Annotated in this window: 30 protein-coding genes and 1 tRNA gene; 5 read left to right on the top strand and 26 right to left on the bottom strand. The window is 44.7% G+C overall.

The features are described 5' to 3' along the window. Positions 1–118: 118 nt before the first annotated feature. The 23 genes from C1T21_RS00650 to C1T21_RS00570 all read right to left on the bottom strand — a co-directional run bounded on the left by C1T21_RS00650 (position 119) and on the right by C1T21_RS00570 (position 8,674). A complete protein-coding gene (locus C1T21_RS00650) occupies positions 119–466 on the bottom strand; it encodes a hypothetical protein (protein WP_103046796.1) in 348 nt (115 codons plus the stop codon). Between the two features lie 26 nt (positions 467–492). Further along, a complete protein-coding gene (locus C1T21_RS27160; protein ID WP_180984522.1) occupies positions 493–657 on the bottom strand; it encodes a hypothetical protein in 165 nt (54 codons plus the stop codon). 29 nt (positions 658–686) lie between these two features. Then, positions 687–956, bottom strand: a complete 270-nt coding sequence (locus C1T21_RS00645) for a hypothetical protein (protein WP_103046795.1) — start codon at positions 954–956, stop codon at positions 687–689. Next, positions 953–1,480, bottom strand: a complete 528-nt coding sequence (locus tag C1T21_RS00640) for a RuvC family protein (protein WP_103046794.1) — start codon at positions 1,478–1,480, stop codon at positions 953–955. Before C1T21_RS00640 ends, C1T21_RS00645 begins: the two co-directional genes overlap by 4 nt. A gap of 10 nt (positions 1,481–1,490) precedes the next feature. After that, entirely contained in the window at positions 1,491–1,739 is a 249-nt protein-coding gene (locus C1T21_RS00635; RefSeq protein WP_103046793.1) for a hypothetical protein, read from the bottom strand. After that, on the bottom strand, positions 1,699–1,860 hold the full coding sequence (locus C1T21_RS27155) for a hypothetical protein (protein WP_180984521.1): 162 nt from the start codon (positions 1,858–1,860) through the stop codon (positions 1,699–1,701). The genes C1T21_RS00635 and C1T21_RS27155 overlap by 41 nt, the downstream gene beginning before the upstream one ends. 102 nt (positions 1,861–1,962) lie before the next feature. Further along, positions 1,963–2,394, bottom strand: coding sequence for a YopX family protein (locus C1T21_RS00630; RefSeq protein WP_103046792.1), 432 nt, complete (start codon positions 2,392–2,394; stop codon positions 1,963–1,965). Positions 2,395–2,397: 3 nt separating this feature from the next. After that, positions 2,398–2,589, bottom strand: a complete 192-nt coding sequence (locus C1T21_RS00625; protein ID WP_103046791.1) for a hypothetical protein — start codon at positions 2,587–2,589, stop codon at positions 2,398–2,400. A gap of 34 nt (positions 2,590–2,623) precedes the next feature. Then, a complete protein-coding gene (locus C1T21_RS00620; RefSeq protein WP_103046790.1) occupies positions 2,624–2,986 on the bottom strand; it encodes a hypothetical protein in 363 nt (120 codons plus the stop codon). Further along, positions 2,983–3,141, bottom strand: coding sequence for a hypothetical protein (locus tag C1T21_RS27150; protein ID WP_180984520.1), 159 nt, complete (start codon positions 3,139–3,141; stop codon positions 2,983–2,985). The genes C1T21_RS00620 and C1T21_RS27150 overlap by 4 nt, the downstream gene beginning before the upstream one ends. Before the next feature lie 17 nt (positions 3,142–3,158). Beyond that, positions 3,159–3,998, bottom strand: coding sequence for a DnaA ATPase domain-containing protein (locus tag C1T21_RS00615; protein WP_180984519.1), 840 nt, complete (start codon positions 3,996–3,998; stop codon positions 3,159–3,161). Next, on the bottom strand, positions 3,931–4,905 hold the full coding sequence (locus C1T21_RS27145; protein ID WP_180984518.1) for a hypothetical protein: 975 nt from the start codon (positions 4,903–4,905) through the stop codon (positions 3,931–3,933). The genes C1T21_RS00615 and C1T21_RS27145 overlap by 68 nt, the downstream gene beginning before the upstream one ends. 8 nt (positions 4,906–4,913) lie before the next feature. After that, positions 4,914–5,258, bottom strand: coding sequence for a hypothetical protein (locus C1T21_RS00610; RefSeq protein ID WP_258012319.1), 345 nt, complete (start codon positions 5,256–5,258; stop codon positions 4,914–4,916). An 8-nt stretch (positions 5,259–5,266) separates the two neighbouring features. Further along, entirely contained in the window at positions 5,267–5,593 is a 327-nt protein-coding gene (locus C1T21_RS00605; RefSeq protein ID WP_103046788.1) for a hypothetical protein, read from the bottom strand. A gap of 8 nt (positions 5,594–5,601) precedes the next feature. Continuing rightward, positions 5,602–6,033: a single-stranded DNA-binding protein gene (gene ssb, locus C1T21_RS00600; RefSeq protein ID WP_103046787.1), complete on the bottom strand. Its 432-nt coding sequence runs from the start codon at positions 6,031–6,033 to the stop codon at positions 5,602–5,604. Then, entirely contained in the window at positions 6,023–6,658 is a 636-nt protein-coding gene (locus tag C1T21_RS00595; protein ID WP_103046786.1) for an ERF family protein, read from the bottom strand. The genes ssb and C1T21_RS00595 overlap by 11 nt, the downstream gene beginning before the upstream one ends. A 45-nt stretch (positions 6,659–6,703) precedes the next feature. Then, positions 6,704–6,919 (bottom strand): hypothetical protein, encoded by a 216-nt coding sequence (locus tag C1T21_RS00590; protein WP_103046785.1) that lies wholly within the window; start codon positions 6,917–6,919, stop codon positions 6,704–6,706. Between the two features lie 56 nt (positions 6,920–6,975). Next, positions 6,976–7,101: a hypothetical protein gene (locus C1T21_RS27630; RefSeq protein WP_258012318.1), complete on the bottom strand. Its 126-nt coding sequence runs from the start codon at positions 7,099–7,101 to the stop codon at positions 6,976–6,978. Positions 7,102–7,229: 128 nt separating this feature from the next. Beyond that, positions 7,230–7,424: a hypothetical protein gene (locus C1T21_RS00585; RefSeq protein ID WP_103046784.1), complete on the bottom strand. Its 195-nt coding sequence runs from the start codon at positions 7,422–7,424 to the stop codon at positions 7,230–7,232. Continuing rightward, positions 7,421–7,591: a hypothetical protein gene (locus C1T21_RS27140; protein ID WP_179085882.1), complete on the bottom strand. Its 171-nt coding sequence runs from the start codon at positions 7,589–7,591 to the stop codon at positions 7,421–7,423. The genes C1T21_RS00585 and C1T21_RS27140 overlap by 4 nt, the downstream gene beginning before the upstream one ends. A gap of 2 nt (positions 7,592–7,593) precedes the next feature. Then, entirely contained in the window at positions 7,594–8,277 is a 684-nt protein-coding gene (locus tag C1T21_RS00580; RefSeq protein ID WP_103046783.1) for a Rha family transcriptional regulator, read from the bottom strand. After that, positions 8,274–8,468 carry a helix-turn-helix transcriptional regulator gene (locus C1T21_RS00575; protein WP_058830754.1) on the bottom strand — a complete coding sequence of 65 codons (195 nt, stop codon included), beginning with the start codon at positions 8,466–8,468 and terminating at the stop codon, positions 8,274–8,276. Before C1T21_RS00575 ends, C1T21_RS00580 begins: the two co-directional genes overlap by 4 nt. After that, the gene (locus tag C1T21_RS00570) at positions 8,465–8,674 is read right to left on the bottom strand and encodes a helix-turn-helix domain-containing protein (RefSeq protein ID WP_103046782.1); all 210 of its coding nucleotides are present in this window, start codon (positions 8,672–8,674) and stop codon (positions 8,465–8,467) included. The genes C1T21_RS00575 and C1T21_RS00570 overlap by 4 nt, the downstream gene beginning before the upstream one ends. A 191-nt stretch (positions 8,675–8,865) precedes the next feature. On the opposite strand from C1T21_RS00570, the gene C1T21_RS00565 reads away from it, so the two are divergent. Beyond that, entirely contained in the window at positions 8,866–9,249 is a 384-nt protein-coding gene (locus tag C1T21_RS00565) for a helix-turn-helix domain-containing protein (RefSeq protein ID WP_103046781.1), read from the top strand. 138 nt (positions 9,250–9,387) lie between these two features. Beyond that, a complete protein-coding gene (locus C1T21_RS00560) occupies positions 9,388–10,539 on the top strand; it encodes a site-specific integrase (RefSeq protein WP_103046780.1) in 1,152 nt (383 codons plus the stop codon). A gap of 90 nt (positions 10,540–10,629) precedes the next feature. On the opposite strand, the gene C1T21_RS00555 is transcribed toward C1T21_RS00560, so the two are convergent. Further along, a tRNA-Thr gene (locus C1T21_RS00555) sits at positions 10,630–10,701 on the bottom strand. Positions 10,702–10,774: 73 nt separating this feature from the next. Further along, positions 10,775–11,122: an MTH1187 family thiamine-binding protein gene (locus C1T21_RS00550; protein WP_013308518.1), complete on the bottom strand. Its 348-nt coding sequence runs from the start codon at positions 11,120–11,122 to the stop codon at positions 10,775–10,777. Positions 11,123–11,649: 527 nt separating this feature from the next. Between C1T21_RS00550 and C1T21_RS00545 the strand changes: the two genes are divergently transcribed. The 3 genes from C1T21_RS00545 (at position 11,650) to C1T21_RS00535 (ending at position 16,666) form a co-directional block, all read left to right on the top strand. After that, positions 11,650–13,983, top strand: a complete 2,334-nt coding sequence (locus tag C1T21_RS00545; RefSeq protein ID WP_103046800.1) for a ribonucleoside-diphosphate reductase subunit alpha — start codon at positions 11,650–11,652, stop codon at positions 13,981–13,983. Between the two features lie 20 nt (positions 13,984–14,003). Next, complete coding sequence (locus tag C1T21_RS00540) at positions 14,004–15,035, top strand: ribonucleotide-diphosphate reductase subunit beta (RefSeq protein WP_103046779.1); 1,032 nt, start codon at positions 14,004–14,006, stop codon at positions 15,033–15,035. Between the two features lie 179 nt (positions 15,036–15,214). Then, positions 15,215–16,666, top strand: a complete 1,452-nt coding sequence (locus C1T21_RS00535; RefSeq protein ID WP_258012317.1) for a methyl-accepting chemotaxis protein — start codon at positions 15,215–15,217, stop codon at positions 16,664–16,666. 183 nt (positions 16,667–16,849) lie between these two features. On the opposite strand, the gene C1T21_RS00530 is transcribed toward C1T21_RS00535, so the two are convergent. Continuing rightward, positions 16,850–17,686, bottom strand: coding sequence for an HAD hydrolase-like protein (locus C1T21_RS00530; protein WP_103046778.1), 837 nt, complete (start codon positions 17,684–17,686; stop codon positions 16,850–16,852). Between the last annotated feature and the right edge of the window lie 8 nt (positions 17,687–17,694).

The raw sequence follows: 17,694 nt of genomic DNA, 5'->3' as shown, positions 1-17,694 counted from the left end.
CAATTGGTTATTAATGATTAAGTTCATATCCATTTCTTATCTCTCCTTTGGTATAGGGGATGCATGGTGTCTCTCCCCCTTATGGAGGGTTGCCCCTCCTTCTTGTCCCCTATGGGGCTTAATCCGTTATGCCTGGCACCTCAATGCCTGCGATTTTAAGTGCCGTGATAAAGCCAGCATGGAAACCATTAGCTTCTGCCACACTCTCACCACAAAAGCATCCATCATGATCCGTGATTTCATCAAATGCCTCATATCGTTTCTCTTCCAATGTTTGCTCCACTTCGTAGCCAATATAAAGAGCGCGTATAAGCAAATCTAATTCCATGCCGTTTACACCTTCAAAATCTTTCGACCATTTTTTGGGATACTCAACATGCATTCTTACAATGGACGACTCAGGGTGTACTTTCTTAAGCAGATTCACAGCCTCCGCCTGCGCTTGGGTCAAAATTGCTTTATCCATTGTTATGTCCTCTCTGCCCTTGGGGGCTATGCTTTTTTCTTCCTAACCGTCCCTATCGGCAACGTAGAAGCGTCTTTTTTACTCCATCCGTATTGCTCTATTCGTTGGATGAAATACTCTTTCTTGATGCCGTTTTTCTCAGCAATACGAATCCATTTTTTCTCCTGTTCATACTTGGTTTTTCTTTTCATATATCCACCCTATTTCGTTGTTATATGAATTAACTGCTTTTCCCACCGTCAAATTTGTACACCTCATCTACTGTGTACGTCTTAATCCCGTCCCATAATGTCCGTATCTCTTCCGCCTTTGCAAGCACCCGGTTGATAGTCGGCTTGCTTATCTTTGGGTCACAACTCATAGCCTCGGTAACGTGCTTGATAGCCATGTCGTAAGCATCTGAATTTGTGGCATCCATGAAGCGATAGAATTTTTTTGTTGAAAGGGACTTTATCTTTTGGAAAGCACGCCGTTTCTCTGCCTCGTTCATCCGGTCTTCACCTTGCCTTTCCCCTTTTTGGGAGCCGGGTTTAAAATAGCCTGTATGACGTCATCTTGAAACTTGGCTGTGTTGGTATTCATTCGCAGAGAACGGGCTATCTGAGCCAAAACAAACGCGTCTCGTACGTTATCTGAACCGTGTTGGAAGCCCCACCGTTTAAAAATCTCGACTGCCAATTCATCTTTCTTCGTGTTTCCCTTGCCTGAAGCGAATTTTTTAAGCGCTGAAGGAGCAGCTTCCTGATATTTAATGTAACGTTCATATAAATTCAGTCTGATTCCCCAGCCGATCCCACCAAGGAGGAAGCCTGATTGTGAAGCAAAGCCAAAACCCTCTATCACTACCACATCACCGTAATCTACGTTTTCGCAAACATCGGTGATGATGTCATACATCCGCTCTGGATCTTTCCCCTCTGCCGTTACTTCCAACGCATCAAGTACATTACCATCTGCATCCAAGATGCATACCCCTGTTTTGGTACTCGGGTCAATTCCTACGTATCTGGTCATATTCATTCCCCTATCCTATTTTCTTTTTGCGCCCCGGTTTGCCCAAGTCACTAGCTTCACGCTTTTCCGCTATCTGATCTATCATGTCTACCAGTTTTCGCTTTATATAATCCGTCCGTGCTTCTGGCGGAATACCAAACATTGAACCCTCGCTTTGAATCAGCGCAACAATTCGGTCTGCTCCAGCAAGCTTTTCATACAGGTGATATTCCCAAGTCTCAAAAATTGCATCCATCCGGTTTGTGTAGTCCGTTGCCATCCGTTACACCTGCCCTCCGGTAGGTTTCTTCATGTGCAAGTATTCGATAGTCATAATCTTTAGTTTCGTCATAAGCTGCAATGACCAGTTCAGAATTGGTCATGCTTTCAAACGGTCTCACGTTCGTTTTCAGTCTCCTTTTCAGCAATTCCATACGTTTCCCTTCCTATACGCAGAAACTCGTTGTAGTCCTTATCTATTAGCTCGTAGGGGTCTATTGGATTCATGGGGTATCCTCCAGTGGAGTTTCATAGATGTTGCCCACAACTAAATATTCATCCGTCATACTTTCTTCAAATGCTTCTCCGCTCCACCTGCCATCCATATCTCTCAGTTCATAGGACGCTGTTTCCGGGTCCCATTTCACATATCCATGCCACGGTCCGTGCGAGCATCCATATTCAGAATCACATCCGCAATCCATTTGGATTACATCTCCCTCGTATATTTCTTTACCGTTACGGTCTTTTAATCCGGTATATTGCATGAGCACTTTTTCATCGTCTGAGAAGCCACGTACATATTGCCCGTCTAACGGATTAAATGCCGCCACCTTGCCGTCTGGATCAATAGTCACCTCATAGTCCATTTCTTTTGCAAACACGTCCCACGCTCTAAATTTAATGGGTCTACTCACTTGTATCTTCTTATCCATGGTTTAGACCTCCTCAATGTCATCGACTTCAATTTCGTCTGTTTGCCCATTCCGTAAAGCATCCCACCAGTCAATTGCGGATTCAAGGAGTTCGGTTTGTTTCTTCTCGGTTAGTTCATAAAATTTATCTTCCGTCAATTCGATTTCCACTTCATAATCCACACGCACAGTTGCTGTTCCCGATATTCTAATCATCCTTTATTCCTCTCCTTGCCCTTTAGGGGCTGTATTATCCGCGTTTGCGGTAGTATTTGCGAATCTCTCTCTTCCGGCGCTGCTTCTCAAAAATCATCAGCCGGATGAATTCACTTCTTATCCGTTCTACTTCTTCATCTGGAGTAGAGTAAAAGAAGTCAGTAGACCATTTACCAACTTCAAGATGCGTGTGACCATAAGACCATGAATCAAGGTAGTTACATCCGGTGCATTTCGTAACTGACTCCGTGCAACCAAAACATTCCTCAAACCAAGAGTCATAAATCAATTTGCCGCCACATACGGGGCAAGGCGCTTCCGGCTGATTTTCTATACCAGACCAGAAAAAGTCATCTTCTGTCATAATCTTTCTTAGCTGCCGCCATCTATTATTCATTCCTCTATCCCCTCTCCCATGCACTCTTCACAATCCTCTGCGTTACTTTCTTCCATCCGAGCGTCTAACTTCTCCAGTACCTTATCAGGGAGCTTCCCGCAGGCACATCCCATCTTCCGACCTGTAGATTTCTCTATCAGCGTGTAATGATCCATCCTATCTTCTTCCCTTCTTATTGGAGTCTATCCCGGGCCTTTTTCTCACGCCGATCCGGGCCAATCATTTCAATTCGTTGGGCTTGTCCAACAATCCGGCTGGCAATCTTCCGACCATTCAGCGGTAGTCGCTCATGTATCCGGTCAGTAGAATAATTACTGGTTATGATCGTAATCATGCCGTTCTGCATGCGTTCATTCAGGATGCTGTACAGCTTACCTTCAGACCATTCGGTATAAGGAGCAGTAAACAGGTCATCTATCATCAGCACAGGCACGTTGTAATAGCGGCTTAGAACCTCGTTCTCGCTCTCTTCACTGTTCCGGCTGTAAGTAGACTTGATATCCCCGAAAAGCGTTTCCTCGGTCACATAGAGGCCTGGCATGCGCCGTTCTGCTAGAGCATTGGCTATACAGTCCATCAAAAACGTCTTGCCAGTGCCATAAGCGCTCTGATTTCCCTTTATCCTGGTTTCATCCCCAAAGATATAAAGCCACGTTCCGTCTTTTTTATGAGAGTCAATATTGTTAAGAAAATCAGTTGCAATTGCAAAATGCTCAGCGTTTTTCGCGTCAATCACGGCATTTTTGAAGGTATGCTGCTTTTGCTCATGGTTGAAGCTACTGTTTGCTGTATATTTTGCTAGCTGCCGATCCAGTAAGCAGGAGCAAGGTTCCACTTGCGCCACCTGCACCTTCATAGGCGCTCCACGTTTGTCCGTATACCCCTCTTTCTCTATCCAGCGGAATGTATTTATCGTCCCGGTGTAATCGCACTTAGGGCAGCCCTCAGGTGCTTCTAATTCGCTGTAAGAGTTCTTCGGAAACAGGCTCTTCTTCTGACCCTGATTTTCCAAGGATGAGGTCTTCTGTTGGGCTTTCATAGCTTCCACCCGTTTGAGCAGCTGCTGCATAGCTGGCTTTACGCTGTCCACGTCCACCGCCTCCCTGTGTTCTCATTTTGGTTAAAATAGCTATATAGTGTTTTCGTAGATTATCAGGACTAAATATGATGGTTCGATAAAAAGGTTCCGATAGAGCGTACTTCACCACATCTCCAATTTCGGACTCATGTACATTATCTCTTTCAAACATCAGTCGAAAGGTATTGGCCCAATTCTGGAAGTTTGGTTTTTTGATCAAATGAGCGGTTCCAGCATCTTGAGCATTCTTATAGGCCAATTCATGGAACCTTTTAGCTAAGCGATAATATAAGTCGTCCTCTGAATAAGTCCGTTTCGGGCTTTTCGGAGAAGGTGGTTTTTTATTTTTTCCTTGTTGTTCATTGTTGTCATTATTATCATTATTGTTTATATTGTCGGGTTGCCGTTGCTTTCGTGGCGGCTTCGCAGCTTTTTCGCCGTTGCCTTCGTCGTTGCTTTCGCCACTCTTCAAATCCTGATAAACCCCGTAGTTACTAATGGTTATCAGTAACTTGTGCGTTGCTTTCGTCGTCGTGATCATCATTGCCTTCGCGTTGCTTTCGTCAGGGCTTCGTTTCGATTTCATCGCTTTACCGCGTAAAAACTCTAAAACCTGATATATTTGGTCTTTCGTTGGGCGTTCCCGTCTTGCTCCCACCTTCCAAGAAACAGCATCTATGATCTCTGGAATAGACGTTAATACTTGCCCTTGCTTTAGTCCTTTGTACTGCGTGTGCTGAGCAGATAGGAGAAGGTAAATCCACACCTTTGCATAGAGTGGCGGCTTCTCCCATATCTCGCTTTCAATCAACTTCCTATGGAGGCTGATCCATCCGTCCATGTCACCACCTACTTAGTTGCTTGGTGTTCCAACACCGTATTAATTGCTCTTGCGATAAAATTCCGCGACCTGATCCCTTCGGGCGTCTCATCTAACCAATCATGACAAGGAGTGCATAAATGTATTAGGTCAGTTACCTTCGTTTTCTCATCCAAGTGTGGTCGCCCGGTCAAATGTGACCGCTCTGTTGCTCTGGCGGCGTTACACAACTCACACAAGCCATGTGACCGCGCTTTAAGCTGCTTGTCTACTTGTTGGCTGATATCGCCTTTCTGCTTCTGTGTGAGCTTCACACGTTTGCTCTTGCCGGGCTTAGGAACGGGATACCATTCATCCATTAAATCTATCTTCATAGGCCCTCCTATATATCCGTCTGTAATTTGAGGATGCTTTGCAATGCTGAAACTTGAACCTTAATTGCATCCGCCGCTTTAATTCCCGCTTGAAACTGTGTCTCTGCCAAGTCCCGGTCAAATAGTTTTTCTGACACATTTCCTTTTGCCAGATCCGGTATAAGAGTCACGGGCATTTTTTCCTGCCGAAGCTTAAACATTTCCTTAGCCAGTTCAGCGCGATAGACACGCTCTGTTTCCGCTTTGTCTTTACCCAATCCGAACAATGCATCCGCTGACTTTCCAAGTCGTTTCGAGGCCGCATACAATTCCTGTGTTACATTGGCTATCTCCATATGTCCTCCTAGAAAGGTAAATCATCATCTGATATATCTATGTGTTTCCCATCGTCATGGAATGGATCTCCATCATGTCGAGGGCGATGGTCAGGTTCGTTTGGGTCTCTTTGGCTATCACGGTTAGATTCCAAGAAACGCACATTATCCGCTACAATCTCAGTTACATAGATACGCTTGCCTTCACTGTTCTCGTAGTTACGCACCTGTACACGGCCCTCTACAGCGGTTAGACGACCCTTTTTAAGATAGTTGGCGCACGTCTCTGCAAGCTGTCTCCAGGTCACAATGGGCAAGAAATCCGCCTCCCGTTCACCGCCCTGACTCGTAAATGGACGGTCTACAGCTAGCGTGAATTGAGTTGTGGCAATCCCGTTCGGGGTGTATCTGAGTTCAGGGTCCTTGGTTAAACGGCCAATCAATATAACTCTATTTAGCACTGGATGCACCTTCCTTCTGTTTATCTACAAGTTTCTTTGCAAGCGACTCATGCATTTGTTGCAGAGAATGACCTTTTTGCTTCATGTTGTCGATCCATTCCTGCATGCCTTCTGTGCTTCCAGAAAGAACCTTCCATTTCGTTTCAATATCCTTGAGCAATTTTGCTTCAGCAGCCTCTTTTTTCTCACGTTCAATCCGCTGTTTTTCGTCCAGTTCCGCGCTGCTTATCTTGTCCGGGTCCTCACCTGTTGGGATAGCGAACGTACGCAGGAACAAATATTTATATGAATAGGTCATAGCCTTGCCCACGCCTTTATCTTGCGTGTCAGCTCCTGTACCAGAAGAAACGATAATTTCATGGTCCCCGGTATCAATGTCTATGATTTTGTAGTCCACATCTACCGTGGACAGATTACCTTCCTTGGTATGAACTTGCTTGATAGGAAGCACAATTAATCCGTGTTTAATGAGACTTGCACGCACAGCAGACGTTACTTTTTCTTCGCTGATCGCTTTATATTTAGTGTTGCCAAACTCTACTTTGTCGTCTTTAGAAAGGTATTCCACGTCACGCATGACAGCGCTGATTTTCTGAAACAAATTAAGCTTGACCTCTTCGGACATGTTTACATCCTCCTAGAAATGTGATATTGTTTCCGTAAATTGTTATTAATAAGTTTCTGATTCGACTCTGGTTGCCGCCAGGGTCGTTTCACTTTCTATGGCATTACGCACGTCATACAGTGCTTCTAAGACAAATTGCAACTTCCCATCCCGAAAGATTAGCAAAGGCTCTACGATGTTATTCAGAGACTTACCACGAATTTCAGTTTCGGCCTGCAACTCTTCAAGTGTTTGGATAGCTTGTTCTAACGGCGTTTTCACGTTTCATTCCCTCCTTCTGTTCCCGCCGAATACGGCGATATTCCCGATAAGCAACGTCACTGCTGAATATAAACATCACTTTTTCCATTTTCTTTCTCTACGGCTTGTCCACCAACTTGCATCAATGCCTGTAGATCAGAGTAACTATTGCTTCCCTTGACGCGAGTTTGCATATGCATCATCTATCACCCTCACAAGCACCTGATTTTTACACTCAACGGCCTCGATCATGCAATCAATACAATGGGGTTCCTCATGTTCGTATACAAGGTATTTGGCTTCCCGGCCGCATCCGCATCTGATCACCATATCAAACCTCCCACTTAACTTTTTGCGATAACTCGACATAGCGACCAAATGAGATACGGTTTTTGATAAGGCCATATTCCGGCTCCTGTTCGTACAATCGACCCAAGTAATCCAAATGCTCGTCCGTCAGTACACTTAATCCAGAAAGGTCCTTAGTGACTACCACAGGACGTTTACGCCACCACCGCCATATCATGACGCCGCTCTTTTTTCTGCTGGCAACAACGCCCGAAGGCTCATAATCTCGTTCAGCAGCCAGCCGAAGGATGCCAGTGATACTTCTGGATGTACCCACGACGGATTATCCGCAAGCTGATCGTACATATTTTCAAGGTCGGTAATACGTTGTTGTAAGATATCCATGTTCATTCTCCTTTCTTAATAGGACGCCAGTAAGTAATGTAGTTCAGGACGTTCTCCAGTTCTTTCCGAAGCACATCCTTATAAGATGTCACTTGCCAGCGATCTTTGATTTCTCGGTGAAGTTGTTGGAATAACTCGCCTCGTGCGTCCTTATCTGGCTCAATGGCGTACACCTTTTTGGAAATTGCTCTTTGCAGCGTTCGTTGTTGACCACTATTTAAAGTAATCTGCTTGTCCAACTTCTGCTCAATCTCTACCAGTTTAGTACCGTGTTCCGCTGTAGTGGCTTTCACCACTTCGACTTCCTCCGCCACCTCAGCCGTGAGCTTGAGAGATTGAATAATTGCTTGGCGTTCTGTTAATACAGGAACAGGCGGCTTGCTCAGTGTTTCCTTCATCCGATTGAACTCTGTGATGTACATTTCTTTGAAGCGTGCTGCTTCTTTCCCGGTGTAACTCATTGCCAAGAACGAGAAACCGTCTTGAGAGATAATGTATTTTTGTTGTGTACGATTGCGTGAATCAGTGTAATCAATGAGTCCAAAATTGGACTCTATAAATTCCTCGCTGCACTCAAGTGATTTGATATCCCGTAGCACATGTTTGTGTTCCTTTTTGAATACCTCCGCTACTGTTAGACTGTCAGTCACCGTGTTTCCATTTTCAATGAATACTAATTGAGTCATACTGTTTCCCCTTTCTCATGTGTGTGTTTTGATTTAACCCATTTTTCAACTTCAGGCCAGAAGACTCGTGTCTGTCTCTCACCAAAGTTGTAGGATGGGAAATCAGTTCTGCCAATCAATCTGTACGCTTTGCTCTTGCTGATTTGCAATCGTTTCGCCATTTGCGGTACAGTTATTAAATCAGGATTCATTTTGCTTCTCCTTTCAACAACCGATCTACCGTTACCTCAAGTGCATTAGAGATTTTTAGAAGCGTTTCGGCATTCGGTCCTCGTTTTTTAGAACCGAGAGAGTAAAGAACTGTAAGCGAAACTCCACTTTCTTTAGAAAGTCGATAAATCGTCCAATCCTTTATCTCAAGAAGTTGATTCACATTTTCCTCAATCTTCAACCCCATGTTGCTCACCTCCTGAACACATAATATAACCCTTTACGACTATAGTAAACTCTGGTTATAACCCTTTAAGGTCATATAATCCGTTGTTTCCTTTATTTCTCTCCATATAACTTGACATATCTCCCTATTGTGATTTATTATTACCGTATTGGGATATAACCCTATCTAGTTATACTTTGGAGGTTGTGGAGTTGGATATATCAGAAAAAATAAAGGACTTAATGGGAAAGAAAGACATAACCGCGTACAGATTAGCCAAAGATACAAACATCCCCTATACAACTCTCACTAAAATACTGAATGGCACAACTAAAAACCCGCAAATAGATTCTCTGAGTCTAATTGCCGATTATTTTAATACAACAGTCGATGACCTAAGAGGAAAAGAAGATATCGCAGCTCCAGAATGGGCAAATGAAACGGATAAAAATGATTTGAGCGAGCTCCTCCTAAAAGAAGAAGAGGTAACCTATAATGGTGTGGTTCTAACAGAAGAAGATAAAAAATCAGTTAACGACATGCTTACAGGAATGTTTTGGAAGAGGTTGGAGCAACAAAGAAAAAACAAACAATAAATACATACTCAATTTTGTAGGCTCACTTTTATCTTCAAGCGGGCCTGTTTAGCCATGCCTAAAATAACAATGAAAGGGGGGATTTCCATGTAACTTGGTCCTTGTCTTGAAATAAAAAAAAGGAAGGGTGCTTTTAAAGTGAAAGGACACGTGAGAAAAAGAGGAAATAAATGGTGTTTCGTTGTAACTATCGGCAAAGATAGAATAACGGGAGAGAGAATACAAAAATGGTTCTCCGGTTTTGACAAAGAGAGAGATGCTGAACGAGCCATGATAGAAAAAATCAAAGAGATAAATGACGGAACATACATTGAAGAAACAGACGAAACAGTTGAGCAGTTTATGACTCGTTGGTTGGAGAATAAAAAAAACCAAGTTCGACCCGGAACATTCAAGGCGTACTCTTGGCTTATCAAAACCCATCTAATCCCGCATCTTGGGAAACTAGAGATATTCGAACTAAAACCACGACATTTGAGTGACCTATACAACAAAAAACTTCTATCTAAAATATCTGCAAACAGCATAAAGAAACTCCACAGCCTTATAAAAGATGCACTCGAAGAAGGAGTTGGTTACGGCGATATACCAAGGAATATAGCTCAAGCAGTTACTCCGCCACGGGTTAAAAAGGTCAAATTTGAAGTGTGGAATGAGAACCAATTGAAAATCTTCCTTGATTTCGCTAGAAAAGATCGATTCTATGTAGCTTTTGAATTGGCTGCATCTACTGGAATGAGAATTGGAGAAATACTAGGGTTACGTTGGAAGGATATTGATTTAGAGGGCTCAAAGTTATCTGTTCGGCAAGCGTACACTAAAGCAGATTCTGGATATGAATTTCACGAACCTAAAACGGCCAGCGGGGAAAGGTCAGTAGCCTTATTCCCATCTACGGTAACTATGTTAAGAGATCATTATGTAGAGCAGGAAATGGAGAAAGAGTCCAACAAGGATTTTTACAACGATCATGGATTAGTTATACAAACACACATTGGGACTCCATTAAGTCCGCGAAATTTATCTAGATCGTATTATAAGATACTAGACAAAATTGACGAGGATGAAAATATTCAAAACTTTCCACGAATAAGGTTCCATGATCTTAGACATACTCACGCTACTCTCCTATTAAAGAGAGGAATACATGCTAAAATCGTGCAAGAAAGGTTAGGTCATTCGTCTATAACAATAACATTAGACACTTATTCTCATGTTTTACCTGGATTGCAAGAGGCCGCTTTGAAAGGCCTGGGAAAGGATATTTTCGATGACGATTCAACGCTTTAACTCAACGAATGTTTGCAATTGGTTTGCAGTCATAAAAAGGCGCGGTTACCGTCCGACCGGAAAACCGCGCCACTAAAGGATTTTTTGCTATGCTGGTGAAGGGAATTGAACCCCCGGCCTACGCATTACGAGTGCGTTGCTCTACCCCTGAGCTACACCAGCAGGTCAGTGTAACTGACAACAAAAACTATTATACTCTTAGTTACATAAAAATCAATCACTTACATCAACTTTTTCAACTAGGATTTGGATTTAGTTCGGTAACATTTCCTGTCGCGGTGCCAGATAGTTTCTCTGCTACGGAACGGAGCTTTTGGTGACTGGAGGAAGGCTTGTCACGGCGATCATCAATTTTGACCGAAGTGGAAACACGTTTAGCTCCTGACAGGAATGGCGCTTCGTGCAGCGCAGCAATGGCGGTAAACACATCGTCCAACGAACCTTCAATAATCGTACTCATAGAGGTAAGCTCATAGGTAATTCCTTTTTGCGTCTTCAACACTTTTTGCATCTGGGCAACGTAGTCGCTCAGGCTTGTACTCCCCGTTCCAATCGGGATCACTGTCACTTCTGCAATAGCCATCGCCAAGTTCCTCCTTTAATTTAAAATCGTCGCTTCTTTAAAAATCTAAAATCTCAGTCCGATAGAGCGAGTAACCCTATTTCATAAAAAAAAGTTCATATGTATGCTGCTTGTTTCTGTAGGAAACAACTCTATCATTCATTGTACCGTTCAAACTGCCTCAATTCAAATACAGCCCACGACTTCTCTGCATATTTTGATTTTCCATTCCTTTTCCTTTACGTATGGCTTCGAATGTTGCTATAATACTCCTTGCACTTATTTGAAATTTTAAGTTTATACACACAATATGTTGGGTTAAATATTCATAACACGTCTAAATATAGTGATGTAGCCGATAAATCGTACGGGAACCATCTTTTCCCCCTTCATTGGCAGGTGCATCGCTATTTCTATGTTATTGGATTACATACAGCCCCCAAATGCTGTCTGACCATCGCTTTTTTCGCCATTATCTTCTCATCATGATCATTTTCATGCCTATTCCCAAGTATGATTCCAAATCAGGAAAGCGAGGAATTAATCCTATGCCACAACTCGTAACCAAACCAAACAATCGCCAGTTGGCTTTTGATGAAATACGCATTTCCGTATATGCCGACCGTGTACTCAGCGGGCTGGACAAGCTGGATAAGGATCGTCTCATCCGCGGTGTAACTAGCAAACTGCGCCGGGACGAAGTCACGGGGGATGACATCAGCAACGCGTTTGCGATGGCTGCCCTTGAATTGGTTAGTAAGGAAGAACCGGACTGGAAATTTGCCGCAGCGCGTGCTTTGCTCACTTCCTTGTATAAAAAAGCGGCTACTCACCGCCGTTACAAATCCTATGCGGACGAGCCTTACGGCGCTTTTTATCCACTGATCACAGAATTGGTCGAAAAGGGGATCTACCGTCAGGAATTGCTCGATTATTATACCAAAGAGCAAATTGATGAGTTGGGTGCATCCATTTTGCCGAAAAATGACCTGCTGTTCGATTATATCGGGCTGTTAACGCTGTCTGAGCGCTATTTGGCCAATGATTTTGACGGACGCGTAATGGAACTGCCGCAGGAACGCTACATGATCATCGCGATGTACCTGATGCACCAAGAGCCTGCCGACAAGCGTATGGAGCTGGTCAAGGAAGCATACTGGGCGATGAGCAACATGTACATGACAGCAGCTACACCAACCATGTCCAATGCCGGAAAAAAGGTGGCCGGACAGCTCTCCAGCTGCTTTATCGACACCGTAGACGACTCGCTGGAAGGCATTTTCGACTCCAATACGGATGTAGCCCGTCTTAGCAAAATGGGCGGCGGCATCGGCGTATACCTCGGTAAAGTACGGGCGCGTGGCTCCGATATCCGTGGACATAAAAATACAAGTTCCGGCGTCATTCCGTGGATTCGCCAGTTGAACAATACAGCTGTTAGCGTAGACCAATTGGGTACTCGCAAAGGTGCAATTGCCGTTTATCTGGACGTATTCCACAAGGACATTCTCGCGTTCCTTGACCTGAAGCTGAACAACGGTGACGAGCGGATGCGTGCACATGACGTGTTTCACGGCGTATGTCTGCCCGATCTGTTCATGGAGCGGGTCGAAGCCCGGGGCGAATGGAATCTGTTCTGTCCGCATGAAGTGAAGAAGGTGATGGGCTGGAAAGATGACAAGGGTCGTCCACTGGGTCTGGAGGATTTTTATGATGAAACCTTCGGTTCAGGTACCTTCCGCGAAAAGTATGAGGAGGCGTCACAGCATCCCATTCTCTCTCGTATTACAGTGCCTGCCATCGACATCATGAAGCGCCTGATGAAATCACAACTGGAAACAGGTACACCGTACATGTTCTACCGTGATACGGTAAACCGGGCCAACCCGAACCGCGCCCATGGTATGGTATATTCCTCCAACCTGTGTACGGAAATTATGCAAAACCAATCTGCAACTGTAGTGGAAAAAGAAGAACTGGTCACCAAGGACGGACAAACACGCATTGTTATTTCCAAAATTCCTGGCGACTTTGTTGTTTGCAACCTGAACTCCATCCATCTGGCTCGTGCGGTTCCGGCAGGTGTGCTGGATCGCCTCGTACCGATTCAGGTACGTATGCTGGATAATGTTATTGATATCAACAACATTGAAGTACTGCAAGCACAATATACGAACAGCCAATATCGCGCTGTTGGTCTGGGTACATTTGGACTGCATCATTTACTCGCACTGGAAGGTATCCGTTGGGAATCCGATGAAGCGGTAACCTATAACGATCATTTGTATGAAAAGATTAACTACCTGGCAGTCAAATCCAGCATGGAGCTAGCGAAAGAAAAAGGCCGTTATGCCAAATTCGAGGGTTCTGACTGGTCTACTGGGCACTATTTCACTTCCCGTGGCTATACGGATGGTACACGCGAAGGCAAATTTGTCACTACGTCCGAGTGGAGCGAGCTTGCAGAAGAAGTCAAACAAAATGGTGTCCGTAACGCATGGCTGTTCGCCATCGCGCCTAACGGTTCCACGTCCATCATCGCAGGCTCTACCGCCAGCATTGATCCATTGTATGAGTTGCTTTCCTATGAAGAGAAAACAACTTACAAGATTGCTAACCCTGCACCAGATTTGAACGAAAAAACCATCTGGTACTACAAGACGGCTTTCTTGCTGGATCAACACGCTTCGATCAACATGGCTTCTGCACGTCAGCGTCATATTGACCAAGGCCAAAGCTTTAACCTGTATGTACGTCCCGATATTAAAGCAACTGAATTTTTAGAGCTGCACATCCATGCCTGGAAATCAGGTATGAAATCGACCTATTATGTACGCAGCCGCGCACTGACGATTGAAGAATGTGATAGCTGCGCATCCTAAACTAAAGGAGAGAAGCTCTCATGCAGTTACAGAAGATTTTTAACACGGAAGCGCCAAATCGCTCTACCCGTATTATTGAAGGCGAAAGCTCCGGTATTTTGAATTGGAACGATATTCGGATGCCGCATATGTACAAACTGTATAAAGTACTGCTGCTGAACCACTGGATACCAGATGAAATTCCGATGTCCAAGGACGCGTCCCAGTTCCCTGTGCTGGATGCCGAAGAACAGCGCACCTTCAAAATTAACATCGGCCTGCTGGCTGTACTGGATTCGATGCAAACGATGTTTGTCGGGGATGTAAAACGCTATTTTACCGATTCCTCTCTGGAAGCTATTTCGGCGATTATCGGGCAGCAGGAAGTGGTGCATAACCAGTCCTACTCCTACGTTCTGTCTTCTTTGGTGTCAGATCAGGAACAGAAGGAAATTTTTGAATACTGGAAAAACGATCCCGTCCTGCTGGAGCGTAACACATTCATCTCGGACATTTATCAGGAGTTCCGCGATGAGCAGAACCCACAAACCTTTTTCCAAGCGATGGTAGCCGATTTGATTTTGGAAGGCATTTTCTTTTACAGCACATTTGCTTTCTTCTACAATTTGGCCCGTGATCAGAAAATGATGGCAACCAGCCAAATGATCTCGTATATTCAGCGTGATGAAAATCAGCATTGCTACTTCTTTGCCGAAGTGTTTAAGCAGCTATTGTCCGATTTCCCTGAGCTAAATACCAAGGAAAATACGGACTATGTCTATCGTATGATTGACCGAGCTGTGGAGCTGGAAACGAATTGGGCGCATTATACACTCAAAGAGGTTCGCGGCATCGACTTGAACGAGCTGAGCGATTACATCAAATACATGGCAAATATGCGCCTGAGACTGCTTGGTATGGATAAAGCGTACGATGGCGTAGATGTAAATTGTATGCCTTGGATTAAACCATTCTCAGATGAAGCGCTGAATGCGACAAAAACGGACTTCTTTGAAGCAAAATCACGCAATTATGGCAAGGTCGGAGATGACAACGGATTTGACGATTTGTAAGTCATAAGATACAGCCTTAGCTCGGTACTTACCGGGCTAAGGCTTTTTTCATTGAGAATTTACGCAAATCCGCAGTCAAGAGCTTAAATACTGATTCATCTGAGCAAAGCAGCGAGTATAAGCAGCTTCGTAACGAGTTAAATACGCTCAGGTTGCAAACTGGAATCCTGTACATCTATATGTACAATCGTGTTGGAAATGAGTGGAAAATTACGGTGGATGGAGCCGCATGGGACGACAAAGACTACAGTCCATTCGGAACTCCTGTAAGTTTTACCCTTAAAGAAACGGAAGAGAAATTGAAACAAGGGGAAACAGTGACTACAGATATCACAACGGACCCTGAGTGGGGGACGATGTTTTCCTCCTTTACTCCCATTAAGGATACAGATGGAACCATCATTGGTTATTTGGGAATCGACCGATCCCTCTCCTCTGTGACTGAAGTATACGAACATACCTTGCCCGAGGCCTACCGATTAGTGATCCCTGTTATCTCTATCATTCTGATCATCTCCATTGCGGCTATGATGGTGGTAACCCGGCGGATACTGCGTCAGGTGAGATTTATTAAAAATACACTGGAGCAAGTAGCCGACGGCAACCTTACGGTTACATCGTCGCAAGTAACATATGATCAGTTAGGCGAAATCAGCAAATTGACGAACAAAATGGTGGAAGCCATGTCGAATATGATTGTGGATATTCAAAGCAGTTCTAGCACACTCCAGCATGCATCAGAGAATATCGTCGTGACAACGGAGGGAACACTCCACCAAACTGAGGAATTGTCCCGTACACTCCAGCAAATTGCCGATGTCTCTATAAACCAGGCGGATCAAGCGGTGGAATCGGTTCAACAATCTGACCGATTAGGACAAACGCTGGATGAAGTCGGAAGCCATGTGCAGCAATTTACGGACACGGCCCATCATCTCAATGAGGTTCGTAATCAGGTAGCCAGTGAGCATGAACTGTTATTAGAGAAAGGACGAGAAAGCGCCCTGCGTATCAAGCAGATGCAGCGCATGTCACACGCGTTAACCGAAAAATCCCGCGAGGCGGCTAACATCGGTCAGCAGGTTCAGGGCATCGTAAAACAGACGCAGATTTTGTCCTTTAATGCATCTATTGAAGCCTCACGTGCAGGCGAAGCTGGCAAGGGTTTTTCTGTGGTCGCTCATGAAATGGGACAACTTGCCCAGCAATCCGCCATATCGATTCGTGAAATCGATGAAATCTTAAGAAGCTTTGTTGAGCAAATTGAGCAAATGGGTGATCAATTTGATGAAAACATAAAGACCGTCAATGAACAAGAAGTACAAATTTCGGTATGTCTACAGTCTGTTGACAAAGTCACCCAGGTTTCACAGGAAGTTCAGGAGTTAGCTGCACATCTGGCTCAATTGACGGCAGAGATGCAGGAGGTACGTCACAGTGTAGATCAACATTTGAATCACACAGCCAGCGCGGCACAGCAGACTGCCGGAATGACCGAAGATGTATCAGCAAGCGCTCAGAAGCAGGCCCTAGCAGTAAAAGAACTTTCCGAAGTAGCCCGTAATCTGACCACACTATCAAACAATCTGCAGCGTCATGCTGACCAGTTCCGGGTGAAAAACGTTGAATAGTAAATATTATGTTGGATCCATTCAACTGAACGAAAAGAAGTAAACTCAAATGGAGCATTCGCTAACGTAGCGAATGCTCCATGATTATGTTTTGAAAGCCGAACAGAGTTCACCTTTATCCGAGTAGGTGCATACATATAACCTAGAACTGTGTATTCAAGCACTCCAGACTCATACCCGTTCTTATGACGGGGGTAGCGCCGCTGTTTTCACCTGTTTCGTATAAGAAGGATAGCCTCCCGTATGCTGGAGCATTTCGATTTCATGCAAAATACGCGGCAAGTCAGCGACCGAGTTCATCACGATGTGGGCTCCTGCCCTTTTCAAACCATATACACTCTGTCTGCGCCGTTCCTCAGCCACTCTGTCGTCCGCTTCACGGCTGGTCGTTTGAGCTGCGGTCGTCACGCTTTCGTTATGGTTCAACACACCAATCGTCCATACACCGGCGTTCCGTCCCTCTTGCATATCGGCTGCTGTATCTCCTACTTTCACAATATCGCTAAGCGGGAATACCTGCAAGCGATGTGCAATTTCATAGATCATCCACGGATAAGGCCTCCCCTGCGAAACTTCACAAGGGGCTACCATACAATCCAACGTATAGGGTGACTGTGCAGGCGTAAACTTGTGACTGAGCATCTCCATCGGACAGGATGCAGTGGCGCCTGACTGAATGCGGCGATCCTGCAACTCCTGCAGCGCCCTGTCTATACCGATAGCAGGCTCAGCCCCTTGGATCAAGGAGCGGAGAACAGGGACAAGCTCAAGATAAATATGCTCAATATCCATTCTGCCAGGATGCGCACCAAAGCACTCCAGCCACTTTTTCCGAACCTCTGAAAGTCCCAGCACATTCGCAATATGATCCCGGATCGGCATTCCTCGCCCATGAGATACCTGTTCTTCAGTTACCTGTATACCTTTCCATCTGAAAATGTCACGCATTCCCTGGGTTAAGCCTCGTCCTCCGGGGTCTAACAATGTACTTTCGAGATTAAAAATAACCGCCTGTATCATGCAATCCC

Origin of the sequence: Paenibacillus sp. F4 (assembly GCF_002894905.1) — a bacterium.
In the GTDB taxonomy this organism is placed as follows: Bacteria; Bacillota; Bacilli; order Paenibacillales; family Paenibacillaceae; genus Paenibacillus; species Paenibacillus polymyxa_B.
The sequence above is the reverse complement of the archived record's forward strand: the minus strand, read 5'-3'. Positions and strand labels throughout refer to the sequence as shown.

Coding starts and splice junctions, on each gene's coding strand:
- C1T21_RS00650 (WP_103046796.1), bottom strand. CDS start 466: ATGGATAAAGCAATTTTGACCCAAGCGCAGGCGGAGGCTGTGAATCTG.
- C1T21_RS27160 (WP_180984522.1), bottom strand. CDS start 657: ATGAAAAGAAAAACCAAGTATGAACAGGAGAAAAAATGGATTCGTATT.
- C1T21_RS00645 (WP_103046795.1), bottom strand. CDS start 956: ATGAACGAGGCAGAGAAACGGCGTGCTTTCCAAAAGATAAAGTCCCTT.
- C1T21_RS00640 (WP_103046794.1), bottom strand. CDS start 1,480: ATGACCAGATACGTAGGAATTGACCCGAGTACCAAAACAGGGGTATGC.
- C1T21_RS00635 (WP_103046793.1), bottom strand. CDS start 1,739: ATGGCAACGGACTACACAAACCGGATGGATGCAATTTTTGAGACTTGG.
- C1T21_RS00630 (WP_103046792.1), bottom strand. CDS start 2,394: ATGGATAAGAAGATACAAGTGAGTAGACCCATTAAATTTAGAGCGTGG.
- C1T21_RS00625 (WP_103046791.1), bottom strand. CDS start 2,589: ATGATTAGAATATCGGGAACAGCAACTGTGCGTGTGGATTATGAAGTG.
- C1T21_RS00620 (WP_103046790.1), bottom strand. CDS start 2,986: ATGAATAATAGATGGCGGCAGCTAAGAAAGATTATGACAGAAGATGAC.
- C1T21_RS27150 (WP_180984520.1), bottom strand. CDS start 3,141: ATGGATCATTACACGCTGATAGAGAAATCTACAGGTCGGAAGATGGGA.
- C1T21_RS27145 (WP_180984518.1), bottom strand. CDS start 4,905: ATGGACGGATGGATCAGCCTCCATAGGAAGTTGATTGAAAGCGAGATA.
- C1T21_RS00610 (WP_258012319.1), bottom strand. CDS start 5,258: ATGAAGATAGATTTAATGGATGAATGGTATCCCGTTCCTAAGCCCGGC.
- C1T21_RS00605 (WP_103046788.1), bottom strand. CDS start 5,593: ATGGAGATAGCCAATGTAACACAGGAATTGTATGCGGCCTCGAAACGA.
- C1T21_RS00595 (WP_103046786.1), bottom strand. CDS start 6,658: ATGTCCGAAGAGGTCAAGCTTAATTTGTTTCAGAAAATCAGCGCTGTC.
- C1T21_RS27630 (WP_258012318.1), bottom strand. CDS start 7,101: ATGATGCATATGCAAACTCGCGTCAAGGGAAGCAATAGTTACTCTGAT.
- C1T21_RS00585 (WP_103046784.1), bottom strand. CDS start 7,424: ATGATATGGCGGTGGTGGCGTAAACGTCCTGTGGTAGTCACTAAGGAC.
- C1T21_RS27140 (WP_179085882.1), bottom strand. CDS start 7,591: ATGGATATCTTACAACAACGTATTACCGACCTTGAAAATATGTACGAT.
- C1T21_RS00580 (WP_103046783.1), bottom strand. CDS start 8,277: ATGACTCAATTAGTATTCATTGAAAATGGAAACACGGTGACTGACAGT.
- C1T21_RS00575 (WP_058830754.1), bottom strand. CDS start 8,468: ATGAATCCTGATTTAATAACTGTACCGCAAATGGCGAAACGATTGCAA.
- C1T21_RS00570 (WP_103046782.1), bottom strand. CDS start 8,674: ATGGGGTTGAAGATTGAGGAAAATGTGAATCAACTTCTTGAGATAAAG.
- C1T21_RS00550 (WP_013308518.1), bottom strand. CDS start 11,122: ATGGCTATTGCAGAAGTGACAGTGATCCCGATTGGAACGGGGAGTACA.
- C1T21_RS00545 (WP_103046800.1), top strand. CDS start 11,650: ATGCCACAACTCGTAACCAAACCAAACAATCGCCAGTTGGCTTTTGAT.
- C1T21_RS00540 (WP_103046779.1), top strand. CDS start 14,004: ATGCAGTTACAGAAGATTTTTAACACGGAAGCGCCAAATCGCTCTACC.
- C1T21_RS00535 (WP_258012317.1), top strand. CDS start 15,215: ATGTACAATCGTGTTGGAAATGAGTGGAAAATTACGGTGGATGGAGCC.
- C1T21_RS00530 (WP_103046778.1), bottom strand. CDS start 17,686: ATGATACAGGCGGTTATTTTTAATCTCGAAAGTACATTGTTAGACCCC.